Annotated in this window: 15 protein-coding genes and 1 tRNA gene; 12 read left to right on the top strand and 4 right to left on the bottom strand. The window is 66.7% G+C overall.

What is annotated here, in order from left to right; genetic code table 11:
- The first annotated feature begins 243 nt into the window (after nucleotides 1-243).
- Nucleotides 244-834 (top strand): recombinase family protein, encoded by a 591-nt coding sequence (locus tag DVW87_RS12315; RefSeq protein WP_114688030.1) that lies wholly within the window; start codon nucleotides 244-246, stop codon nucleotides 832-834.
- A 2-nt stretch (nucleotides 835-836) separates the two neighbouring features.
- Here the strand turns inward: DVW87_RS12315 and DVW87_RS17830 are convergent, their stop codons facing one another.
- Nucleotides 837-1,061, bottom strand: coding sequence for a hypothetical protein (locus tag DVW87_RS17830; RefSeq protein ID WP_147276267.1), 225 nt, complete (start codon nucleotides 1,059-1,061; stop codon nucleotides 837-839).
- Nucleotides 1,062-1,121: 60 nt separating this feature from the next.
- Between DVW87_RS17830 and DVW87_RS12310 the strand changes: the two genes are divergently transcribed.
- On the top strand, nucleotides 1,122-1,322 hold the full coding sequence (locus DVW87_RS12310) for a hypothetical protein (RefSeq protein WP_114688029.1): 201 nt from the start codon (nucleotides 1,122-1,124) through the stop codon (nucleotides 1,320-1,322).
- Nucleotides 1,319-1,672, top strand: coding sequence for a hypothetical protein (locus DVW87_RS17825; RefSeq protein ID WP_147276266.1), 354 nt, complete (start codon nucleotides 1,319-1,321; stop codon nucleotides 1,670-1,672). Before DVW87_RS12310 ends, DVW87_RS17825 begins: the two co-directional genes overlap by 4 nt.
- Here DVW87_RS17825 and DVW87_RS12305 read toward each other — a convergent pair.
- Together DVW87_RS12305 and DVW87_RS12300 are read right to left on the bottom strand one after the other, a co-directional pair.
- Nucleotides 1,648-3,048: a DUF6538 domain-containing protein gene (locus DVW87_RS12305; protein WP_114688028.1), complete on the bottom strand. Its 1,401-nt coding sequence runs from the start codon at nucleotides 3,046-3,048 to the stop codon at nucleotides 1,648-1,650. The genes DVW87_RS17825 and DVW87_RS12305 overlap by 25 nt on opposite strands.
- A 184-nt stretch (nucleotides 3,049-3,232) precedes the next feature.
- Nucleotides 3,233-3,319, bottom strand: a tRNA-Leu gene (locus tag DVW87_RS12300).
- 103 nt (nucleotides 3,320-3,422) lie between these two features.
- Here DVW87_RS12300 and DVW87_RS12295 point away from each other — a divergent pair.
- From DVW87_RS12295 to DVW87_RS12255, 9 genes are all read left to right on the top strand, one after another.
- The gene (locus DVW87_RS12295; RefSeq protein WP_114688027.1) at nucleotides 3,423-4,358 is read left to right on the top strand and encodes a complex I NDUFA9 subunit family protein; all 936 of its coding nucleotides are present in this window, start codon (nucleotides 3,423-3,425) and stop codon (nucleotides 4,356-4,358) included.
- Nucleotides 4,359-4,403: 45 nt separating this feature from the next.
- Nucleotides 4,404-5,213 (top strand): undecaprenyl-diphosphate phosphatase, encoded by an 810-nt coding sequence (locus tag DVW87_RS12290; RefSeq protein ID WP_114688026.1) that lies wholly within the window; start codon nucleotides 4,404-4,406, stop codon nucleotides 5,211-5,213.
- 159 nt (nucleotides 5,214-5,372) lie between these two features.
- Nucleotides 5,373-6,806: an NAD(P)-dependent oxidoreductase gene (locus tag DVW87_RS12285; RefSeq protein WP_114688025.1), complete on the top strand. Its 1,434-nt coding sequence runs from the start codon at nucleotides 5,373-5,375 to the stop codon at nucleotides 6,804-6,806.
- A complete protein-coding gene (locus DVW87_RS12280; protein ID WP_114688024.1) occupies nucleotides 6,803-7,462 on the top strand; it encodes a DUF2059 domain-containing protein in 660 nt (219 codons plus the stop codon). Before DVW87_RS12285 ends, DVW87_RS12280 begins: the two co-directional genes overlap by 4 nt.
- Before the next feature lie 32 nt (nucleotides 7,463-7,494).
- On the top strand, nucleotides 7,495-11,970 hold the full coding sequence (gene gltB / locus DVW87_RS12275) for a glutamate synthase large subunit (RefSeq protein WP_114688222.1): 4,476 nt from the start codon (nucleotides 7,495-7,497) through the stop codon (nucleotides 11,968-11,970).
- 106 nt (nucleotides 11,971-12,076) lie between these two features.
- Nucleotides 12,077-12,751, top strand: coding sequence for a glutathione S-transferase family protein (locus tag DVW87_RS12270; RefSeq protein WP_114688023.1), 675 nt, complete (start codon nucleotides 12,077-12,079; stop codon nucleotides 12,749-12,751).
- A complete protein-coding gene (locus tag DVW87_RS12265; RefSeq protein WP_114688022.1) occupies nucleotides 12,751-13,122 on the top strand; it encodes a tRNA-binding protein in 372 nt (123 codons plus the stop codon). Before DVW87_RS12270 ends, DVW87_RS12265 begins: the two co-directional genes overlap by 1 nt.
- Before the next feature lie 74 nt (nucleotides 13,123-13,196).
- Nucleotides 13,197-14,438: a chloride channel protein gene (locus DVW87_RS12260; protein WP_239017869.1), complete on the top strand. Its 1,242-nt coding sequence runs from the start codon at nucleotides 13,197-13,199 to the stop codon at nucleotides 14,436-14,438.
- Nucleotides 14,435-15,019 carry a sugar O-acetyltransferase gene (locus tag DVW87_RS12255; protein ID WP_114688020.1) on the top strand — a complete coding sequence of 195 codons (585 nt, stop codon included), beginning with the start codon at nucleotides 14,435-14,437 and terminating at the stop codon, nucleotides 15,017-15,019. Before DVW87_RS12260 ends, DVW87_RS12255 begins: the two co-directional genes overlap by 4 nt.
- Before the next feature lie 16 nt (nucleotides 15,020-15,035).
- Here the strand turns inward: DVW87_RS12255 and pepN are convergent, their stop codons facing one another.
- Complete coding sequence (gene pepN / locus DVW87_RS12250) at nucleotides 15,036-17,645, bottom strand: aminopeptidase N (protein WP_114688221.1); 2,610 nt, start codon at nucleotides 17,643-17,645, stop codon at nucleotides 15,036-15,038.
- Nucleotides 17,646-17,757: the final 112 nt, after the last annotated feature.

Genomic DNA, 17,757 nt, shown 5'->3' with positions numbered 1-17,757 from the left:
TATTGTCTGGGGGAAGAGAGTTTCGGCACGGAGACTCAACGGCAGAGGATCGCGAGCGCCATGCCCGATCCCCGTTCGAAGTGTCCTCGATATAGCCAATGATGAAGTTGCGCTGATCCCGGATCGCCGTGCGTGCCATGATGCCTCCTGTCGAGTGAAGGCTCGACGCTCTCCCGGATGCGCGAAATAATCGAACTATTAGAACTGCTTGACGCATTCCAGAACTGGAGCGACCCTTCTGGAATGACCAAGCGTGTTGCCCTGTATCTCCGTGTGAGCACGGACTCTCAAACCGTCGAGAACCAGCGCCGGGAACTGCTCATCATCGGGGAGCGGCTCGGATGGGAGATCGTCGAAGTCCTTAGCGATGAGGGCATCTCGGGTGCCAAGGGCCGCGACAAGCGCCCCGGCTATGACCGGCTGATGACGATGGTGGCGAGGAAGGAGATCGACCTCATCGCCTGCTGGTCGGTCGATCGCCTCGGGCGGTCTTTCCAGCATCTCGTCACCTTCCTCGGTGAGATCAACGCGCGCGGCGTCGATCTGTATCTGCACACGCAGGGCCTCGACACCTCGACCCCGGCAGGACGCGCGATGTTCTCGATGCTGGGCGTGTTCGCGGAGCTTGAGCGCAGCATTCTGCGTCAGCGGATCATGTCTGGGCTGGCCCGATCTGATAAGCGGTCAGGCCGACCGCCCCTCGACGCCGAGAAGGTCGAGCGCATCAAGCGCTCGCTCGCGAAGGGCGTCAGCATCAACGCCACAGCGAAGAAGTTGCGTGTCGGTGTCGCGACCGTCCACCGGCTCAAGCAGCAAATGGCGCTCGCCGCCTGACATCAGCCGGGGTGAGACGGTCCTGTGCTCAACCCGTCGAGCCATGCGGTGAACTCGTCGGAAGTCATCGAGCGCCCCGGCTGCGCCGCTGCTGCCTGAATGCGTTCGATGAAATCGGGCGACACATCATTGCGGCAGATCGGGCACGGCCCGTCCGTCCCATCATCGCCGCATCGTTCGCCATGCTCGCCCATGATCTCAAAATCTCCGGCAGTGCTAAACTTCAATAATGCGGGACAACCGCCCGCTTTGGTAGAATGGCCTCATGGCAATGATGCCGAGAAAGAATGAAAATGTCCGATCAAAATATCACAGTGGTAGTCCAGCGAACTTGGCAAGTGCTCGTCCTTCGCGATGCTGACGAGCAGCATGGCGAGTTGATCGACGATGCGGGCTTCGAGACTTATCCCGAAGCGCTCTTATACGCGGCACAGCAAGCTGACCAATACGGCATCGGCATCACCTATCACGCCGACAGCTTCATATGACCATCGGCGACGCCAACGAGATCGGAGACCCGCTGGCGTCGCCTGATGCAACTGAGGGTGCCGGTGCTCTTCTGGGACTCACACCGCAAACCAGCCCCGGTCCTGAAAAAGCAGGACAAAATCTCGACCCCGCCGAGGGACTCGAATCCGCCTTCGCCGATTTTTCCTCTTCTGGGCACCAGTTACTCCAACATCGTTGGAAATGCGCGGAGATCGTCGGTCAGACGGTCTCCGACGCGCGTTTGCTACACGCGACTGCTACACAATCTGCGCAGCAATCGTCCCGAAACCTTCGGAAAACCGCCAGTAATCGTCGAAGTGGCTGTTATCTGGCGTTCCACGCCAGATGAGAGATGTCGATGTCCCTGAAGGTCAGTGCGCTGACTGCCTCATGCAGCGCGCTGACGCGGTGTCCGTTACCATAGTTCTCCGATGCGCCGCGCTTTCCTGACCCGCTGGTCCAACCGCCGAGCGCCATCGCCAAATCATGATCGACACGCGCGTCGCGCAACTCGTCACGAAAGTTATGACGAAACGAGTGGAAGCAGGTTCGAGGCTGATAGGCACCACAGCTACGCAGGAACTGCGTGAACCACTTCGAAAATGCCACTGCGCGCACGCCCTTTGTGCCGGGGTCGATCTCCTCAAACAGCTTCATCTGCCCGCTGCGACGCTGTTCTTCGACGAAGTGGAGCAAGCCACAGTCGATCAGATTCTGGTGGATCGGCATCAGTCGCTCGCTTGCGCCGGTCTTGAGATTCTTGTCGCTGCTTCCGGCGATCGAATCCTCGGTGATCACGAAGCACCTGATGCCATCAACCATTCGGACATCGGCGACATCCAGTTGGCAGATTTCGTTGAGGCGCATGCCGGTGTGAAGGCCGATCAACGGCACCCAGAACCGAGCGTTGCGGGGGCGTTCATCTCCGGGCTTCGCATAGCCCCGCTCTCCGTCGAGGCACCCACGATATAGCGGAGCATCGAAGATCGCGCGAAGCTGCTCTGGGCTGAACGGGAATCGCTTATCCTTCTTCGCCGTCTCGTCGGGGAGGCGCAATCCCCGGATCGGGTTGCGGGCGAGCAACTCTTCATTGACCGCCCAGTTCAAAAAGGTGGAGAGATTCGCGATGCAGGCGTTCGCATTCGCTGCGCTGATGAGATCGGTGTCACCGCGCTTGCGAGCCCGGTCGGCGGCTTGGCGCGCGGTGAGCTTTGGAAAGCGCTTGGCGGCGTTTCGCGGCATAAACCGCAGGACATCGATGTAATCGCGACAGTGAGCGCGCGCGAGCGTGTGCATCGGAACATTCTTCCCGATCACCGACACAGCAAGCTTACGGCTCGTCTCATAAGTTTCGCGCGTTCGTGCCGACCATGCCTGTGTCGGATCGGCGAGATAGCGCTCATAGGCATCGCCAAAGGTCAGACTGGAAGGCTGGACGGGAGGCGTCGTCGCCACCTGCTCGACAGGGGCAGGGTCACGGATCGTCGGTCGCTTTGCCGCCGCATCGTCAGGTGACGGTTCGAATAGCGTCTGATCATGAGGAAGACCCGCCATCCAGCGGCTATGCTCGATCTCAGCTTCGACCTGCGCCATCGCAACGGGCAACCGACGCAAAGCGATCTTGAGGCTATCCGTTCGAAGCGAACGCCATATCTCCGTGCGACCAATCAGGCTTCGAGCGTCACCCGGAACCCGGCGACGATAGTAGAACTGGGTGCCGCGCATACACAGCCCGACAGGCCGATTGTGTAGCAGCTTTGTGTAACAGCCACTTCGACGATTACTGGCGGTTTTCCGAAGGTTTCGGGACGATTGCTGCGCAGATTGTGTAGCAGTCGCGTGTAGCAAACGCGCGTCGGAGACCGTCTGACCGACGATCTCCGCGCATTTCCAACGATGTTGGAGTAACTGGTGCCCAGAAGAGGACTCGAACCTCCACGACCTTGCGATCGCCAGCACCTGAAGCTGGTGCGTCTACCAATTCCGCCATCTGGGCACGGGGTAGGCCGGCGCCTCTAGGGGAGGGTCGGCGGCCTTGTCAACAGGCTCTTTGCAGGCCAAAGGCGTTGGGCGAACAAAAAGACGGGCGAGCATCGGACATGAAGGACAAGCTGGTTACGCTGATCGGCGGGGGCGGGTTCGTCGGGCGCTATGCGGCGCAGGCGTTGCTGCGCGCAGGGGCACGGGTGCGGATCGCACAGCGAGACCCGCGCCAGGCATTCTTTCTCAAGACGCAGAGCGCGCTGGGGCAAAGCCAGTTCGTGGCGGTGGACGTGCGCAAGCCGGCCAGCATCGCCCGGGCGGTGGCGGGCTCGGATGCGGTGGTCTACCTCGTCGGCGCGCTGAGCGGGGACTTCCAGGCGCTGCAGGCCGACGGACCGCGCCATGCGGCAGAGGCGGCGGCCAGGGCCGGGGCAGGCAGCTTCGTGCTGATCTCCGCGATCGGTGCCGATGCGACGTCCGCCGCGGCCTATGCGCGCACCAAGGCGGCGGGGGAGGCGGGAGTGCACCAGGCGTTCCCCGGCGCCACGATCCTGCGCCCCTCGATCGTGTTCGGCCGCGAGGACCAGTTCATCAACCGCTTCGCCGGGATGCTCTCGCGTGCGCCGATCGTGCCGGTGCTGAAGCCGGAGGCGAAGTTCCAGCCGGTGTTCGTGAAGGACGTGGCGCAGGCGATCGTCGCCGCGCTTTCCGACCCGAAGGCGCATGGCGGCAGGACCTACGAGCTGGGCGGCCCGGACGTGCTCTCCATGGCCGCGCTGATGCGCTGGATCGGCGAAGCGATCGGGCGCACGCCATCGCTGGTGGAGCTGCCGGATCCGGTGAGCGCCGCCATTGCTGCGCTCGGCTTCCTGCCCGGCGCGCCGATCACGAGCGACCAGTGGAAGATGCTGCAGACGGACAATGTCGTGGCGCCGGGCGCGGACGGGCTGGAGGCGCTGGGGGTGGAGCCCACGCCGCTGGCCAGCGTCGCGCCGAACTGGCTTGTCCGCTTCCGCCGCGAGGGCCGGTTCAGCGCGCACGCTTCGGCCTGATCTCTTTCGGGCGTTGCCGCCCTTCACGCTCGGGGGAGCGACGCCTTGAACGACCTCATTTCGATCCTTCTCCTCGGCCTGGTCGAGGGGATCACGGAATTCCTGCCCGTCTCCTCCACCGGGCATCTGATCCTGGCCGGCGCGCTGCTCGGCTATGATCCGGCCTATTGGGCGCTGTTCAACATCGTCATCCAGCTGGGCGCGATCCTGGCGGTGGTGGTGCTGTACTGGCGGACTTTCTGGGCGGTGCTGCAGGGGCTGCTACGCTGGGATCCGCCATCGGTGCGGTTCGTGCGCAACCTGATCGTCGCCTTCCTGCCCGCCGCGGTGCTCGGCCTGGCGCTGCACAAGCAGATCGAGGCGTTGCTCGAATCACCGATCACGGTGGCGGTGGCGCTGATCGTCGGCGGCGTCGCCATCCTGGGCATCGAGCGCTGGGTGCGCGAGGGCGCGATCAAGGGGATTGCCGACGTGCCGCTGCCCAAGGTGCTCGGCATCGGCTTCATACAGTGCCTGGCGATGATCCCGGGCGTGAGCCGGTCGGGCGCGACGATCCTGGGTGCGCTGAGCCTGGGCGTGGAGCGGCGCACGGCGGCGGAGTTCAGTTTCTTTCTCGCGATCCCCACCATGCTGGGCGCGTCCGTGCTGGAGCTGGTGAAGAACCGGCACGAGCTGGCGACCGGGCAGGGCGTCGGCATGACCGGGATCGCCATCGGCTTCGTTGTTGCGTTCGTCGTGGCGGTGTTCGTCGTCCGGTGGTTCGTCGGCATCGTCAGCCGTCACGGTTTTTCGCCGTTTGCCTGGTACCGCATCGTCGCCGGTGGGGCGGCGCTGGTGTGGCTTCTCGCTCGATAAGACCGCGACGGACCTACTCTGCTGGTGTTCTTTGATGACCTAGAGCTCTCGCAGTAGAATTTGCAGCCCCGTAGGTAAGGAAGACTTACCTACTTGCTGAAAAGTACGTGACTCGGCTTCTTCTCGCAGCTATCTGGCTGTGAGAAGGAGACGCCGGCGATGGCCAGCACGTTGAAGTTCGTCGATCGCGAGCAGCGCTACCCTACCAAGCGTGCGGCGGAAGCGCGCGCGGAGGACTTTCGCGAGATCGCCGATCGCTACGCCGTGCCCGCGGCCGAGGCGCAGGCCGGACGCTGCTCGCAATGCGGCGTTCCCTACTGCTCGGTGCATTGCCCGCTGCACAACCACATCCCCGACTGGCTGCGGCTGACGGCGGAGGGGCGGCTGCGCGAAGCGTACGAATTGTCGAACGCGACCTCGACCATGCCGGAAATCTGCGGCCGCATCTGCCCGCAGGATCGGTTGTGCGAGGGCAATTGCGTGATCGAGTTCTCCGGGCATGGTGCGGTGACGATCGGTTCGGTGGAGAAGTTCATCACCGACACGGCCTGGGAAGAGGGCTGGGTGGAGCCCGTCCATGTCGGGCCTGCGCGCGGGCAATCGGTCGGCATCATCGGCGCGGGACCGGCCGGGCTGTCGGCGGCGGACTATCTGCGCACGCTCGGCTATGACGTGCACGTCTATGACCGGCATGACCGCGCGGGCGGGCTGCTGACCTATGGCATCCCCGGCTTCAAGCTGGAAAAGCATGTCGTCACCCGCCGGGTGGATCGCCTGCGGGACGCCGGCATCGTCTTTCACGAGGGCTTCGAGGTCGGCCGCGAGGCGACGCTGGAGGATCTGCGCGCACGGCACGATGCGCTGCTGATCGCCACGGGCGTGTACCGTCCGCGCGAGATCAAGGTGCCCGGCAGTGATGCAGGTGGCGTGATCGAGGCGCTGGATTATCTGATCGCCTCCAACCGCAAGAGCTTCGGCGACGCGGTGCCGGCGTTCGACGAGGGATCGCTAAACGCCGCGGGGAAGAACGTGGTGGTGGTCGGCGGCGGTGACACCGCGATGGATTGCGTGCGCACCGCCGTTCGGCAGGGCGCGGCCAGCGTTAAGTGCCTCTACCGGCGCGATCGGGCGAACATGCCGGGGAGCCAGCGCGAGGTCGCCAATGCCGAGGAGGAGGGCGTCGAGTTCGTGTGGCTGTCGGCACCCGTCAGCTTCGACGGGGACACCGTGTCCAGCGTCCGCGCCAGCCGCATGCGGCTGGGCGCGCCCGATGCCAGCGGCCGCCGCGCGCCGGAAGTCGATCCCGGCGGCGAGCTCGACCTGCCCGCGGACATGGTGGTGAAGGCGCTCGGCTATGATGCGGAGGACCTGCCCGCCCTGTTCGGCGCGCCGGAACTGGGCGTCACGCGCTGGGGCACGCTGCTGGTGGACAACAAGACGCTGATGACCAGCCTGGACGGCGTGTTCGCCGCCGGCGACATCGTGCGCGGCGCCAGCCTGGTCGTGTGGGCGATCCGCGACGGCCGCGACGTGGCGAGCCACATCCATGCGCATCTGAAGGCGAAGATGGCGGCCGAGAGGAAGGCGGCGTGATCGCGGGCCTCCTCTTCCTGGCGGCGGTCCAGTCCCAAACGCCTCCTGCCATAATCGCGCCCGCACCGGCGGCGACGGCCGGGGCGCAGTCGGCGGACCCGGCCCGGGTCGCGGCGGCTCGGCCGGTGATCGACCAGGTCTGGCCGCTCGGAACCTATGCCCGGCTGATGCGCGGCATGGCCGAGCAGATGAGCAGCGGCATGCTCGCCGGCATGTATGGGATGCGGCCGGAGGACATGCTGCCGGCCGCCGAGATGCCTGCGGGCAAGCGCGACGGCAAGACCTTCGGCCAGATCATGGCGGAGACCGACCCGTATTTTCAGCAGCGGACGGACATCACCATGCGCGTGATGTTCGACGAGATGGGCAAGCTGATGACGGAGGTTGAGCCCGAGGTGCGCGCTGCACTGGTGCAATCCTATGCCCGGCGCTTCTCGGTGCAGCAATTGGCCGACCTCCAGCGCTTCTTCGCCACGCCTACCGGCATTGCCTATGCCGCTGATTCCATGATGCTGATGATGGGGCCGGAAATGATGAAGGCGATGCAGGCCTTCACCCCGCGCCTGATGAAGGCGATGCCGGCGATCTTCGTCAAGGTGCAGGACGCCACGAAGCATCTGCCCCCGCCGCCCAAGAAGAAGGAAACGGGCAAGTGACCGACCAGCGCCAGTACCTCGCCGAGCACGGCATGTATCGCCCGGAATTCGAGTCCGACGCCTGCGGCGTCGGCCTCGTCGCGGCGACCGACGGCACGCCGTCGCGCCGCGTGGTGCAGTCCGCGATCGATGCGCTGAAGGCGGTGTGGCACCGCGGCGCCGTGGATGCGGACGGCAAGACCGGGGACGGCGCGGGCCTGCACATCGACCTTCCGCTGCGCTTCTTCGAGGAAGCGGTGGCCGCGTCCGGGCACAAGCCCAAGGCGAACCGGCTGGCGGTGGGCATGATCTTCCTGCCGCGCACCGATCTGGGCGCGCAGGAGACGTGCCGCACGATCGTCGAGAGCGCGATCATCGAGGCGGGCTACACCATCTATGGCTGGCGCCAGGTGCCGGTCGATGTCTCGGTCATCGGGATGAAGGCGCAGGCGACGCGGCCCGAGATCGAGCAGATCATGATCGCCGGTCCGATGCCGGATGCGCAATCCGCCGCCGAGTTCGAGAAGGACCTGTACCTCGTCCGCCGCCGGATCGAGAAGCGCGTGATCGCCGCGCAGATCAGCGGCTTCTACATCTGCTCGCTGTCCTGCCGCTCGGTCATCTACAAGGGGCTGTTCCTCGCCGAAAGCCTGTCCGTCTTCTATCCGGACCTGACCGACCAGCGCTTCGAGAGCCGGGTCGCGATCTTCCACCAGCGTTATTCCACCAACACCTTCCCACAATGGTGGCTGGCACAGCCGTTCCGCTGCCTTGCGCATAATGGCGAGATCAACACGATCCGCGGCAACAAGAACTGGATGCTCAGCCACGAGATCAAGATGGCGGCAACCGCGTTCGGCGAGCATTCGGAGGACATCAAGCCGGTGATCCCGGCGGGCGCCTCCGATACCGCTGCGCTCGACGCGGTGTTCGAGGCGATCTGCCGCTCGGGCCGCGACGCGCCCACCGCCAAGCTGATGCTGGTGCCGGAGGCCTATATCGGCAACCCCGAAGTACCGCCCGCGCATGACGCGATGTACCAGTATCTCGCCTCGGTGATGGAGCCGTGGGACGGCCCGGCCGCGCTCGCCATGACCGACGGCCGCTGGGCGGTGGCGGGCATGGACCGCAACGCGCTGCGCCCCCTGCGCTACACCCGTACCGCCGATGGCCTGCTGATCGTCGGGTCGGAAAGTGGCATGGTGGTGGTGCCCGAGTCCACGATCGTGGAGAAGGGGCGGTTGGGACCGGGGCAGATGATCGCGGTCGATCTCGACCAGGGTCGCCTGTTCACCGACCGGGAGATCAAGAACCAGATCGCCGGCGAGCATGATTATGCCGGAATGATCGGCGCATTCCTGACGCTGGACGACCTGCCGCCGGTGCCGGAGGGCGCCACCACGACGTTCCCGCGTGCCGAGCTTACCCGCCGCCAGATCGCCGCCGGGCAGACGCTGGAGGACATGGAGCTGATCCTGTCGCCGATGGTGGAGGTGGGCAAGGAAGCGATCGGCTCGATGGGCGACGACACGCCGCTCGCCGTCATTTCCGACAAGCCGCGCATCATCAGCCAGTTTTTCCGCCAGAATTTCAGCCAGGTGACGAACCCGCCGATCGACCCGTTGCGCGAGCGCTACGTCATGTCGCTGAAGACGCGGTTCGGCAATCTGGGCAACATCCTCGATACCGAGAACCGGCGCGACGGCGTGCTGGTGCTGGACTCGCCGGTTCTGACCGGCGCGGAATGGGCGCGGCTCAAGGCCTGTTTCGGGCGTTCGGCCGCGGAGATCGATTGCACCTTCGCCATCGGCGGCGGCCCCGAGACGCTGCGCGCCGGCATCGCGCGCATCCGTGCCGAGGCCGAGCAACTGGTCCGCGAGGGCAAGAGCGAGCTGTTCCTGAGCGACCTGGGCGTCAACGAGAACCGGGTGGCGATCCCCGGCGTGCTGGCGGCGGCGGCGGTGCACACGCATCTCGTGCGCCGTGGCCTGCGCTCCTATGCCAGCATCAACGTGCAGACGGCCGAGTGCCTGGACACGCATTACTACGCCGTCCTGATCGGCGTCGGCGCGACCACCGTGCATGCCTATCTGGCGGAGGCGGCGATCGTGGACCGCCAGGCGCGCGGGCTGTTCGGCGATCTGAGCCTGGAGGAGTGCCTGGAGAACCATCGCCATGCGGTGGACGAGGGATTGCTGAAGATTCTGTCGAAGATGGGCATCGCCGTCATTTCCTCCTATCGCGGCGGCTATAATTTCGAGGCGGTGGGCCTCAGCCGCAGCCTGGTGGCGGACCTCTTCCCCGGCATGCCCGCGAAGATCTCGGGCGAGGGCTATGCCTCGCTGCACCTGTCCTCCACCCTGCGCCACGAAAAGGCGTTCGACGAGGTGGTGACGAGCCTGCCGATCGGCGGCTTCTATCGCCAGCGCCACACCGGCGAGACGCACGCCTATTCGGCACAGCTGATGCACCTCCTGCAGACGGCGGTGAACACCGACAGCTATTCCACCTACCTGCAATTCTCGCGTGGGGTGGAGGCGTTGCCGCCGGTCTATCTGCGCGACCTGCTCCAGTTCAACTTTCCCAAGGAAAGCCTGCCGGTCGATCAGGTCGAGGCGATCACCGAGATCCGCAAGCGCTTCGTAACGCCGGGCATGTCGCTCGGCGCGCTGTCCCCCGAGGCGCACGAGACGCTGGCGATCGCGATGAACCGCATCGGCGCCAAGGCGGTTTCGGGCGAGGGCGGCGAGGACAAGGCGCGCTACACGCCCTATCCCAACGGCGACAACGCGAACTCGGGCGTGAAGCAGATCGCGTCCGGCCGCTTCGGCGTAACCGCGGAGTATCTCGGCGCCTGCGAGGAAATCGAGATCAAGGTCGCACAGGGCGCAAAGCCCGGCGAGGGCGGGCAGCTGCCCGGCTTCAAGGTGACCGAGTTCATCGCCAAGCTGCGCCATGCCACGCCGGGCGTCACGCTCATCTCGCCGCCGCCGCACCATGACATCTATTCGATCGAGGATCTGGCGCAGCTCATCTATGACTGCAAGCAGATCAATCCGCGCGCCAAGGTGTGCGTGAAGCTCGTCTCCTCGGCAGGCATCGGCACGGTCGCGGCGGGCGTCGCTAAGGCGCATGCCGATACGATCCTCGTCTCCGGCCATGTCGGCGGCACCGGTGCCTCGCCCCAGACCTCGATCAAATATGCCGGCACGCCGTGGGAAATGGGGCTGTCCGAGGTCAACCAGACGCTGACGCTCAACGGCCTGCGCGGGCGCATCAAGCTGCGCGCGGACGGCGGGCTCAAGACCGGGCGCGACATCGTCATCGCCGCGATCCTGGGTGCGGAGGAGTTCGGCATCGGCACGCTGAGCTTGGTCGCGATGGGCTGCATCATGGTGCGCCAGTGCCATTCGAACACCTGCCCGGTGGGGGTGTGCGTGCAGGACGAGCGGCTCCGCGCCAAGTTCACCGGCACGCCGGAAAAGGTCATCAACCTCATGACCTTCATCGCCGAGGAAGTTCGCGACATCCTCGCGCGGCTGGGCGTGCGCTCGCTGGACGAGATCATCGGCCGCACCGAGCTGCTCCGCCAGGTGAGCCGCGGCGCCGAGCATCTCGACGATCTCGATCTCAACCCGATCCTCGCCAAGGTGGATGCGGACGAGAGCGAGCGGCGCTTCAGCCTCGGCCTGTTCCGAAACGAAGTGCCCGACAGCCTCGATGCGCAGATGATCAAGGACGCCGCCGCGGTGTTCGAGCGTGGCGAGAAGATGCAGCTGACCTATTCGGTACGCAACACCCACCGCGCGGTCGGTACGCGGCTGTCGTCGGAGATCACCAAGCGGTTCGGCATGTCCGCGCTGGCCGACGGGCACGTCCATGTCCGCCTGCGCGGCGCCGCCGGTCAGTCGCTCGGCGCGTTCCTGTGCAAGGGCGTGACGCTGGAGGTGTTCGGCGATGCCAACGATTATGTCGGCAAGGGCCTGTCGGGCGGCAAGATCGTGGTGCGCCCCGTCGTCTCCTCCCCGCTTGCCTCCAACGAGAACACCATTGTCGGCAACACCGTGCTCTACGGCGCGACCTCCGGCACCCTGTTCGCGGCGGGACAGGCCGGGGAGCGGTTCGCGGTGCGCAACTCCGGCGCCAACGTGGTGGTCGAGGGCTGCGGCGCGAACGGGCTCGAGTACATGACCGGCGGCACCGCAGTGGTGCTGGGTCCGGTCGGTGCGAACTTCGGCGCGGGCATGACCGGCGGCATGGCCTTCGTCTATGATGCGGACGGCAGCTTCGCCCGGCGCGCCAATCCCGAAAGCATCCAGTGGCAGCGGCTGTCCTCGATGCACTGGGAGGCCGTCTTGCTGAACCTGGTACGCGCGCACCATGCGGCGACCGACAGCAAATGGTCGGGCGGCCTGCTCGACGACTGGGGCCGCGCGGTGGAGCATTTCTGGCAGGTGGTGCCGAAGGAGATGGTCAGCCGGTTGCCGCACCCGCTGGACGACCGCGAGGAGCTGGTGGCGGCGGAATAGCGTCCCGACCGTCAGCCGGGGTCACCGTGCGTCCGGGATGACGGGAGGGGATTTTTGGCGGCACTTCGGGGTTCCCCGATCCGGCCCTCGGTCCTAACAAGGCCGCATGTGGCAGCTGTATCAATTTCCCCTGTGCCCCTTCTCCCGCAAGGTTCGCCTGCTGCTCGGAGAGAAGGGCGTCGGCTACGATCTCGTGCGCGAACGCCCGTGGGAGCGGCGGGACGAGTTCGTGGACATGAACCCCGCCGCGCAGGTGCCGGTGATGGTGGATGCCGAGCGCGGGGGCGTGCCGCTGATCGATTCCATGGCGATCTGCGAATATTTCGAGGAAACGGTCGAAAAGGCGCAGATGATCTCCGGCACGGCGGCGAACCGCGCCGAAATCCGCCGCCTGGTCGCGTGGTTCGATCACCAGTTCCACCGCGATGTCGTCGGCCCGCTGCTCTACGAGCGGATGGAGAAGCGGCTCGTCCATGCCGCCGCTCCGGACGCAAAGGTGCTGCGCGAGGCGATGAAGGCCGCGATCGCGCATCTCGACTATACCGACTATCTGCTCGGCCATCACAACTGGATCGCGGGTTCGACCATGAGCCTGGCCGATCTTGCCGCCGCCGCGCACATCTCGGTTGCCGATTACCTCGGCGGCATCGACTGGAAGGGGCATGAGGAGACCGCGCGCTGGTATTCCGGCATGAAGAGTCGGCCGAGCTTTCGCCCGCTGCTCGCCGAGCGGATGGAGCTGCTCACCCCGCCGAAACACTATGACGACGTGAATTTCTGATGCACGTTTCCCATGACTCCGATGCGGGCGCCGCGCCCGAAATCACCTTCGACGACTGGCTGAAGGTGGACGTGCGCGTCGGCACGATCGTCGAGGCGCTGCCTTTCCCGGAGGCGCGCAAGCCCGCCTACAAGCTGATGATCGACTTCGGCCCGGCGATCGGCACCAGGCGCTCGTCCGCGCAGATCACCGAACATTATACCCTGGAGGAGCTGGTCGGGCGGCAGGTGGCGGCGGTGGTGAACTTCCCGCCGCGGCAGATCGGGCCGGTGCGCTCCGAAGTGCTGACGCTCGGCTTTCCGGACGAGAACGGCAAGGTGGTGCTGGTGTCGCCGTCCGTGCCCGTGCCGAACGGCGGGCGGCTGTTCTGAACGAAGCGCCCTCTCGCCGCCGCTGGACGCGCGCCCGCTACCGCGCGCTGCTGCGCACCAGCGGGCCGGCCTCGGTGCAGTTCCGCACGCGGGTGGCGATCCTGGCCGGCGCAATCGCCATCGGCGTCGTCGCCACGCTGTTCGCCGAGGCCGCGGATGCGGCGGGGGCGTGGTTCAACGCCTTTGCCCGTCGCTGGCACTGGCTGCCGCTGCTGACCACACCGCTGATCTTCGTGGCCCTGGTACGGATCACGAGGCGGGTGGCGCCGCTGGCGCGCGGCTCGGGCATTCCGCAGGTGATCGCCGCGCAGGCCGACCCGGAAGCGGCGACGCATTCGCTGATCTCGCCGCGAACCGTGATCGCCAAGGCTTTCCTGACGGTCGGCGCGGTGGGAGCGGGCGCCTCGGTCGGTCGCGAGGGGCCGACGGTGCAGCTCGCCGCGGCGATCATGGGGGTCGCGCATCGCCTGCTTCGCGTGCCGCTGCGCATGCCCGTGGTGATCGCGGGCGGCGCGGCGGGGGTGGCGGCGGCGTTCAACACGCCGCTTGCCGGGCTCCTCTTCGCGATCGAGGAGCTGGCCTCCGCCTATGAGCAGCGGGTGACCCTGCTGGTGCTCGCCGCCATCGTCATCGCCGGCATGGTCGCGCAGTCGGTACAGGGCGATTACGTCTATTTCGGCGTGATCGGTGCGCACATGCCGATCCTGGCGGCGGTGCTGGTGGTGCCGGTGGCAGGGGTCGCGGGCGGTGCGAGCGGCGGCCTGTTCGCGCGTGCGGTGCTGGCGCTGCGGCCGGGTGCGCACCGCTGGGGCGATCGGGCAGGCGCGCGTCCGCTGCTGTTCGCGGGGATGTGCGGGCTGATCGTGGCGGGATTGGGCGTGTTCACCGGGCTGACCTGGGGCACCGGCTATTCGGCGGCACGGGCGATGATCGTCGGCGTGGATGCGCCGCTGTGGTTCGGGCCGGCCAAGTTCGCCGCGACGCTGGCGACGGCGGTGGCGGGCCTGCCGGGCGGCATCTTCGCGCCCTCGCTGGCGGTAGGGGCGGGCGTCGGCAACCTGTTGCGGCAGGTGTTCCCGGGCGAGCCCGCCTCGGCGGTCGTGATCCTCGGCATGGTCGGCTATTTCGCCGGCGTTGTCCGCGCGCCGCTGACCGCCGTCATCATCCTGTCGGAAACCACCGCCAGCCGCGGGCTGATGCTGCCGATGTTCGCCACCGCCTTCATCGCCGACGCCGCCAGCCGCGCCGTGTGCCGCGAGAAGCTGTACCACGGCCTGTCCCAGGGGTTTGCGGGCGCTCTGCGGGCGGGCAGATGAGCAGCGAACGCGAGAAGATGCTCGCGGGCGAGCTCTACGATGCGCTCGACCCGGAACTCGTCGCGGGCCGCGTGCGCGCGCGGGACCTGTGCCAGGAGCTCAACGGGACCCGCGAGGCGGACGAGGCGGCGCGCCGCGACGTGTGCGGCCGGCTGTTCGGCAGGGGCGGCGAGAGCGTGTGGATCCAGCCGCCTTTCTTCTGCGATTACGGCAGCAACATCGAGCTTGGCGAGCGGGTGTTCTTCAACTTCAACTGCGTCGTGCTCGACGTCTGCCGGGTGACGATCGGCGACTTCACGATGTTCGGCCCGGGCGCGCAGGTGCTGACGCCGATGCACCCGCTGGACGCCGCGCTCCGCCGGCGCGAAGAATATGGCAGGCCGGTGACGATCGGATCGGACGTCTGGGTCGGCGCGGGGGCGCTGATCCTGCCGGGCGTCACGATCGGCGCCAAAACGGTGATCGGCGCCGGCAGCGTGGTCACCCGCGACGTGCCGGCAGGTGTCTTTGCGGCCGGCAATCCATGCCGGGTGATCCGCGCCCTCTCCGAAGACGAGCGGCAGGCCTATACGGGCGGCTGACCCGCGCAAGGCAGGTTCAGCCGGCCAGGCTCTTGCTTGCCTGTTCGAACATGTCCCTGGACAGGCCGGGTGCCTTCACGATCCGCTCCAGCTCGGCGCGCATCCGGGCGGCGCGGGCCGCGTCGAACCGGCGCCAGCGGCCGAGCGGAGGCAGGAGCTTGGCGGCGGTCTGCGGATTGATGCGGTCGAGCTGGATCAGCTGGTCCGCGACAAAGCGGTAGCCGGCGCCCGATGCTGCATGAAAGGCCCGCTGGTTGACCGAGAACGCCCCGATCAGCGAACGCGCGCGATTGGGATTGGCCAGCGCGAAATCGGGATGGCGGGCGAGTTCCTCCACTGCCGCCAGCGTGTCGTCCCGAGCGGAAAGCGCCTGGGTGGAAAACCATTTGTCGAGGACCAGCGGATTGTCCGAATAGCGGTTGTAGAAGATGTCCAGCGCCGGCACCCGTTCCGGCGCGTTGCTGCCGGCAAGCGCGCCCAACGCGCCCTGGCGATCCGTCATGTTGTCCGCATCATCGAACTGGCGGAAGGCGAGCGCACCCGCGTCCGCCGCGCCGCTGGCCATGAGGAACCCCAATGCCACGGTGCGCAGCCGCCGCAGGCCCTTGGCCGCCGACGTATAGGCGTAGGGGCCGGCCGCGCTGGCGCTGTCATAGGCCGCCCGCCACCGGCCCTCCAGTTCGCGCCCGATATTCCGGCGCAGCGCTTCCCGTGCGCGGAAGATCGCATCGGGATCGACCACCGCCATCTGGTCCCCGATGAAGCTTTCGGACGGCAGCAGCACCGCTTCCGCGATAAAGGCGGGGTCCAGCGCGGGGTCGTCCAGCGTGTCGGCAATCGCGGCAAGCACCGCCTGGTGGCCGCCATCCTGACTTGAGTCGTTGCCGGCCGCCACCGAGGCGACCAGGGCATCCAGCATCAGCTGCTGCATCGCCTCATAGCGGGCGAAGGGATCGTCGTCGTGCCGGCCGAGAAAGGCGAGGTCCGCCGCCGAACGATCGCTTTCCACCACGATCGGGGCCGAAAAGCCGCGATTGAACGACAGAACGGGCCGCTCGCCCACCCCTTCGAAGGTGATCGTCTCGGTGCTGTCGGTCATCAGGATCAGCTGTTCGTCGCCCAGCGGGCGGCCGGTTTCCGCCCCGAACAGGCGCAGCTTGAGCGGCAGCACCATCGGTTCCTTGTGCTCCTGCCCGGGCGTTGGCGGCACGCGCTGGGCCAGGCGCAGCTCCGCCCGGCCGCCTTCGTGCGTCAGCGTCGCGGCGACGCGGGGCGTGCCGGCCTGGCTGTACCAGCGACGGAACTGCGCCAGGTCCTTGCCGCTCGCCTCCTCCATCGACGCCACGAAATCTTCGCAGGTCGCGGCCGTCCCGTCGAACCGCTCGAAATACAGGTCGCACCCGGCGCGGAACGCCTGCGGGCCGAGGATGGTGGCGATCATGCGGATCACCTCGGCGCCCTTGTTGTAGATGGTCGCGGTGTAGAAGTTGCTGATCTCGAGATAGGCGTCGGGACGGATCGGATGGGCCAGGGGGCCTGCGTCCTCCGGGAACTGCGCGGCGCGCAAGCTGCGCACGTCCTCGATCCGCTTCACCGCGGGCGATCCCTGATCGGCGGAAAAGCTCTGGTCGCGATAGACGGTGAAGCCTTCCTTCAGCGAAAGCTGGAACCAGTCGCGGCAGGTGACGCGATTGCCCGACCAGTTGTGGAAATATTCGTGCGCGACGACGGCGGCCACCGCGTCGTAATCGTAATCGGTCGCGGTATCGGGATCGGCGAGGATGTAGCGGCTGTTGAAGATGTTCAGCCCCTTGTTCTCCATCGCGCCGAAGTTGAAATCGTCCACCGCGACGATGTTGAACACGTCGAGATCATATTCGCGGCCATAAGTGCGCTCGTCCCAGGCCATGCTGGTCTTCAGCGCCGACAAGGCATGGTGCGTGCGGTCGAGATCGCGCGCGCGCACCCAGATGCCGAGCTCCACCTCGCGGCCGGACATGGTGGTGAAGGTGCCGCGATTGACCGCCAGATCCCCGGCGACGAGCGCAAACAGGTAGCTCGGCTTGGGGAAGGGATCGTGCCATTCGGCCCAGTGCCGGCCTTCGCCTGCCTCGCCATGTGCGATCGGATCGCCATTCGCCAGCAGCACGGGAAAGCGCGCCTTGTCCGCCATCATGCGCACGCGGTAGCGGCTGAGCACGTCGGGGCGATCCGGGAAGAAGGTGATCCGGCGAAAACCCTCCGCCTCGCATTGCGTGCACAGGATGCCGCCGCTGGCATACAGGCCCATCAGTTGCGTGTTGCGCTCCGGCGCGAGCTCGACTTCCGTTTCCACCACATGCGCGCTGCCCGGCAACGGCACGACGAGGCGGCCGTCTTCCAGCCGCCAATCGTTGATCGTCACCCCGTCCACCGTCACCGACAGGGGCGTAAGGCCGTCTCCGTCGAGAACGAGAGGGCGATCGTGCGCGCCCGTGCGCACCACTTCCAGCCGCGCCTTCACCCGGGTGGCCGCGGGATCGAGCGCGAAATCCAGCGCGACCTCCGGCACCTGCCAGTCCGGCGGGCGGTAATCCTGGCGGCGAATGACCTGCGGGGCGGCGAGCGAGTTCTGGACGTCGAGCATGGTGTTCCCGGTGGTGACATGCGCGACAACGCACGCCAAGGCAAAAGGCCCCGCTTGCGTGCGCCCGGCCCTGTGCTACCGAACGGCACAGTTCTTCCGGAGGGGTTTCAAC

Origin of the sequence: Sphingomonas aracearum (assembly GCF_003345355.1) — a bacterium.
GTDB lineage: Bacteria > Pseudomonadota > Alphaproteobacteria > Sphingomonadales > Sphingomonadaceae > Sphingomonas > Sphingomonas aracearum.
The sequence above is the reverse complement of the archived record's forward strand: the minus strand, read 5'-3'. Positions and strand labels throughout refer to the sequence as shown.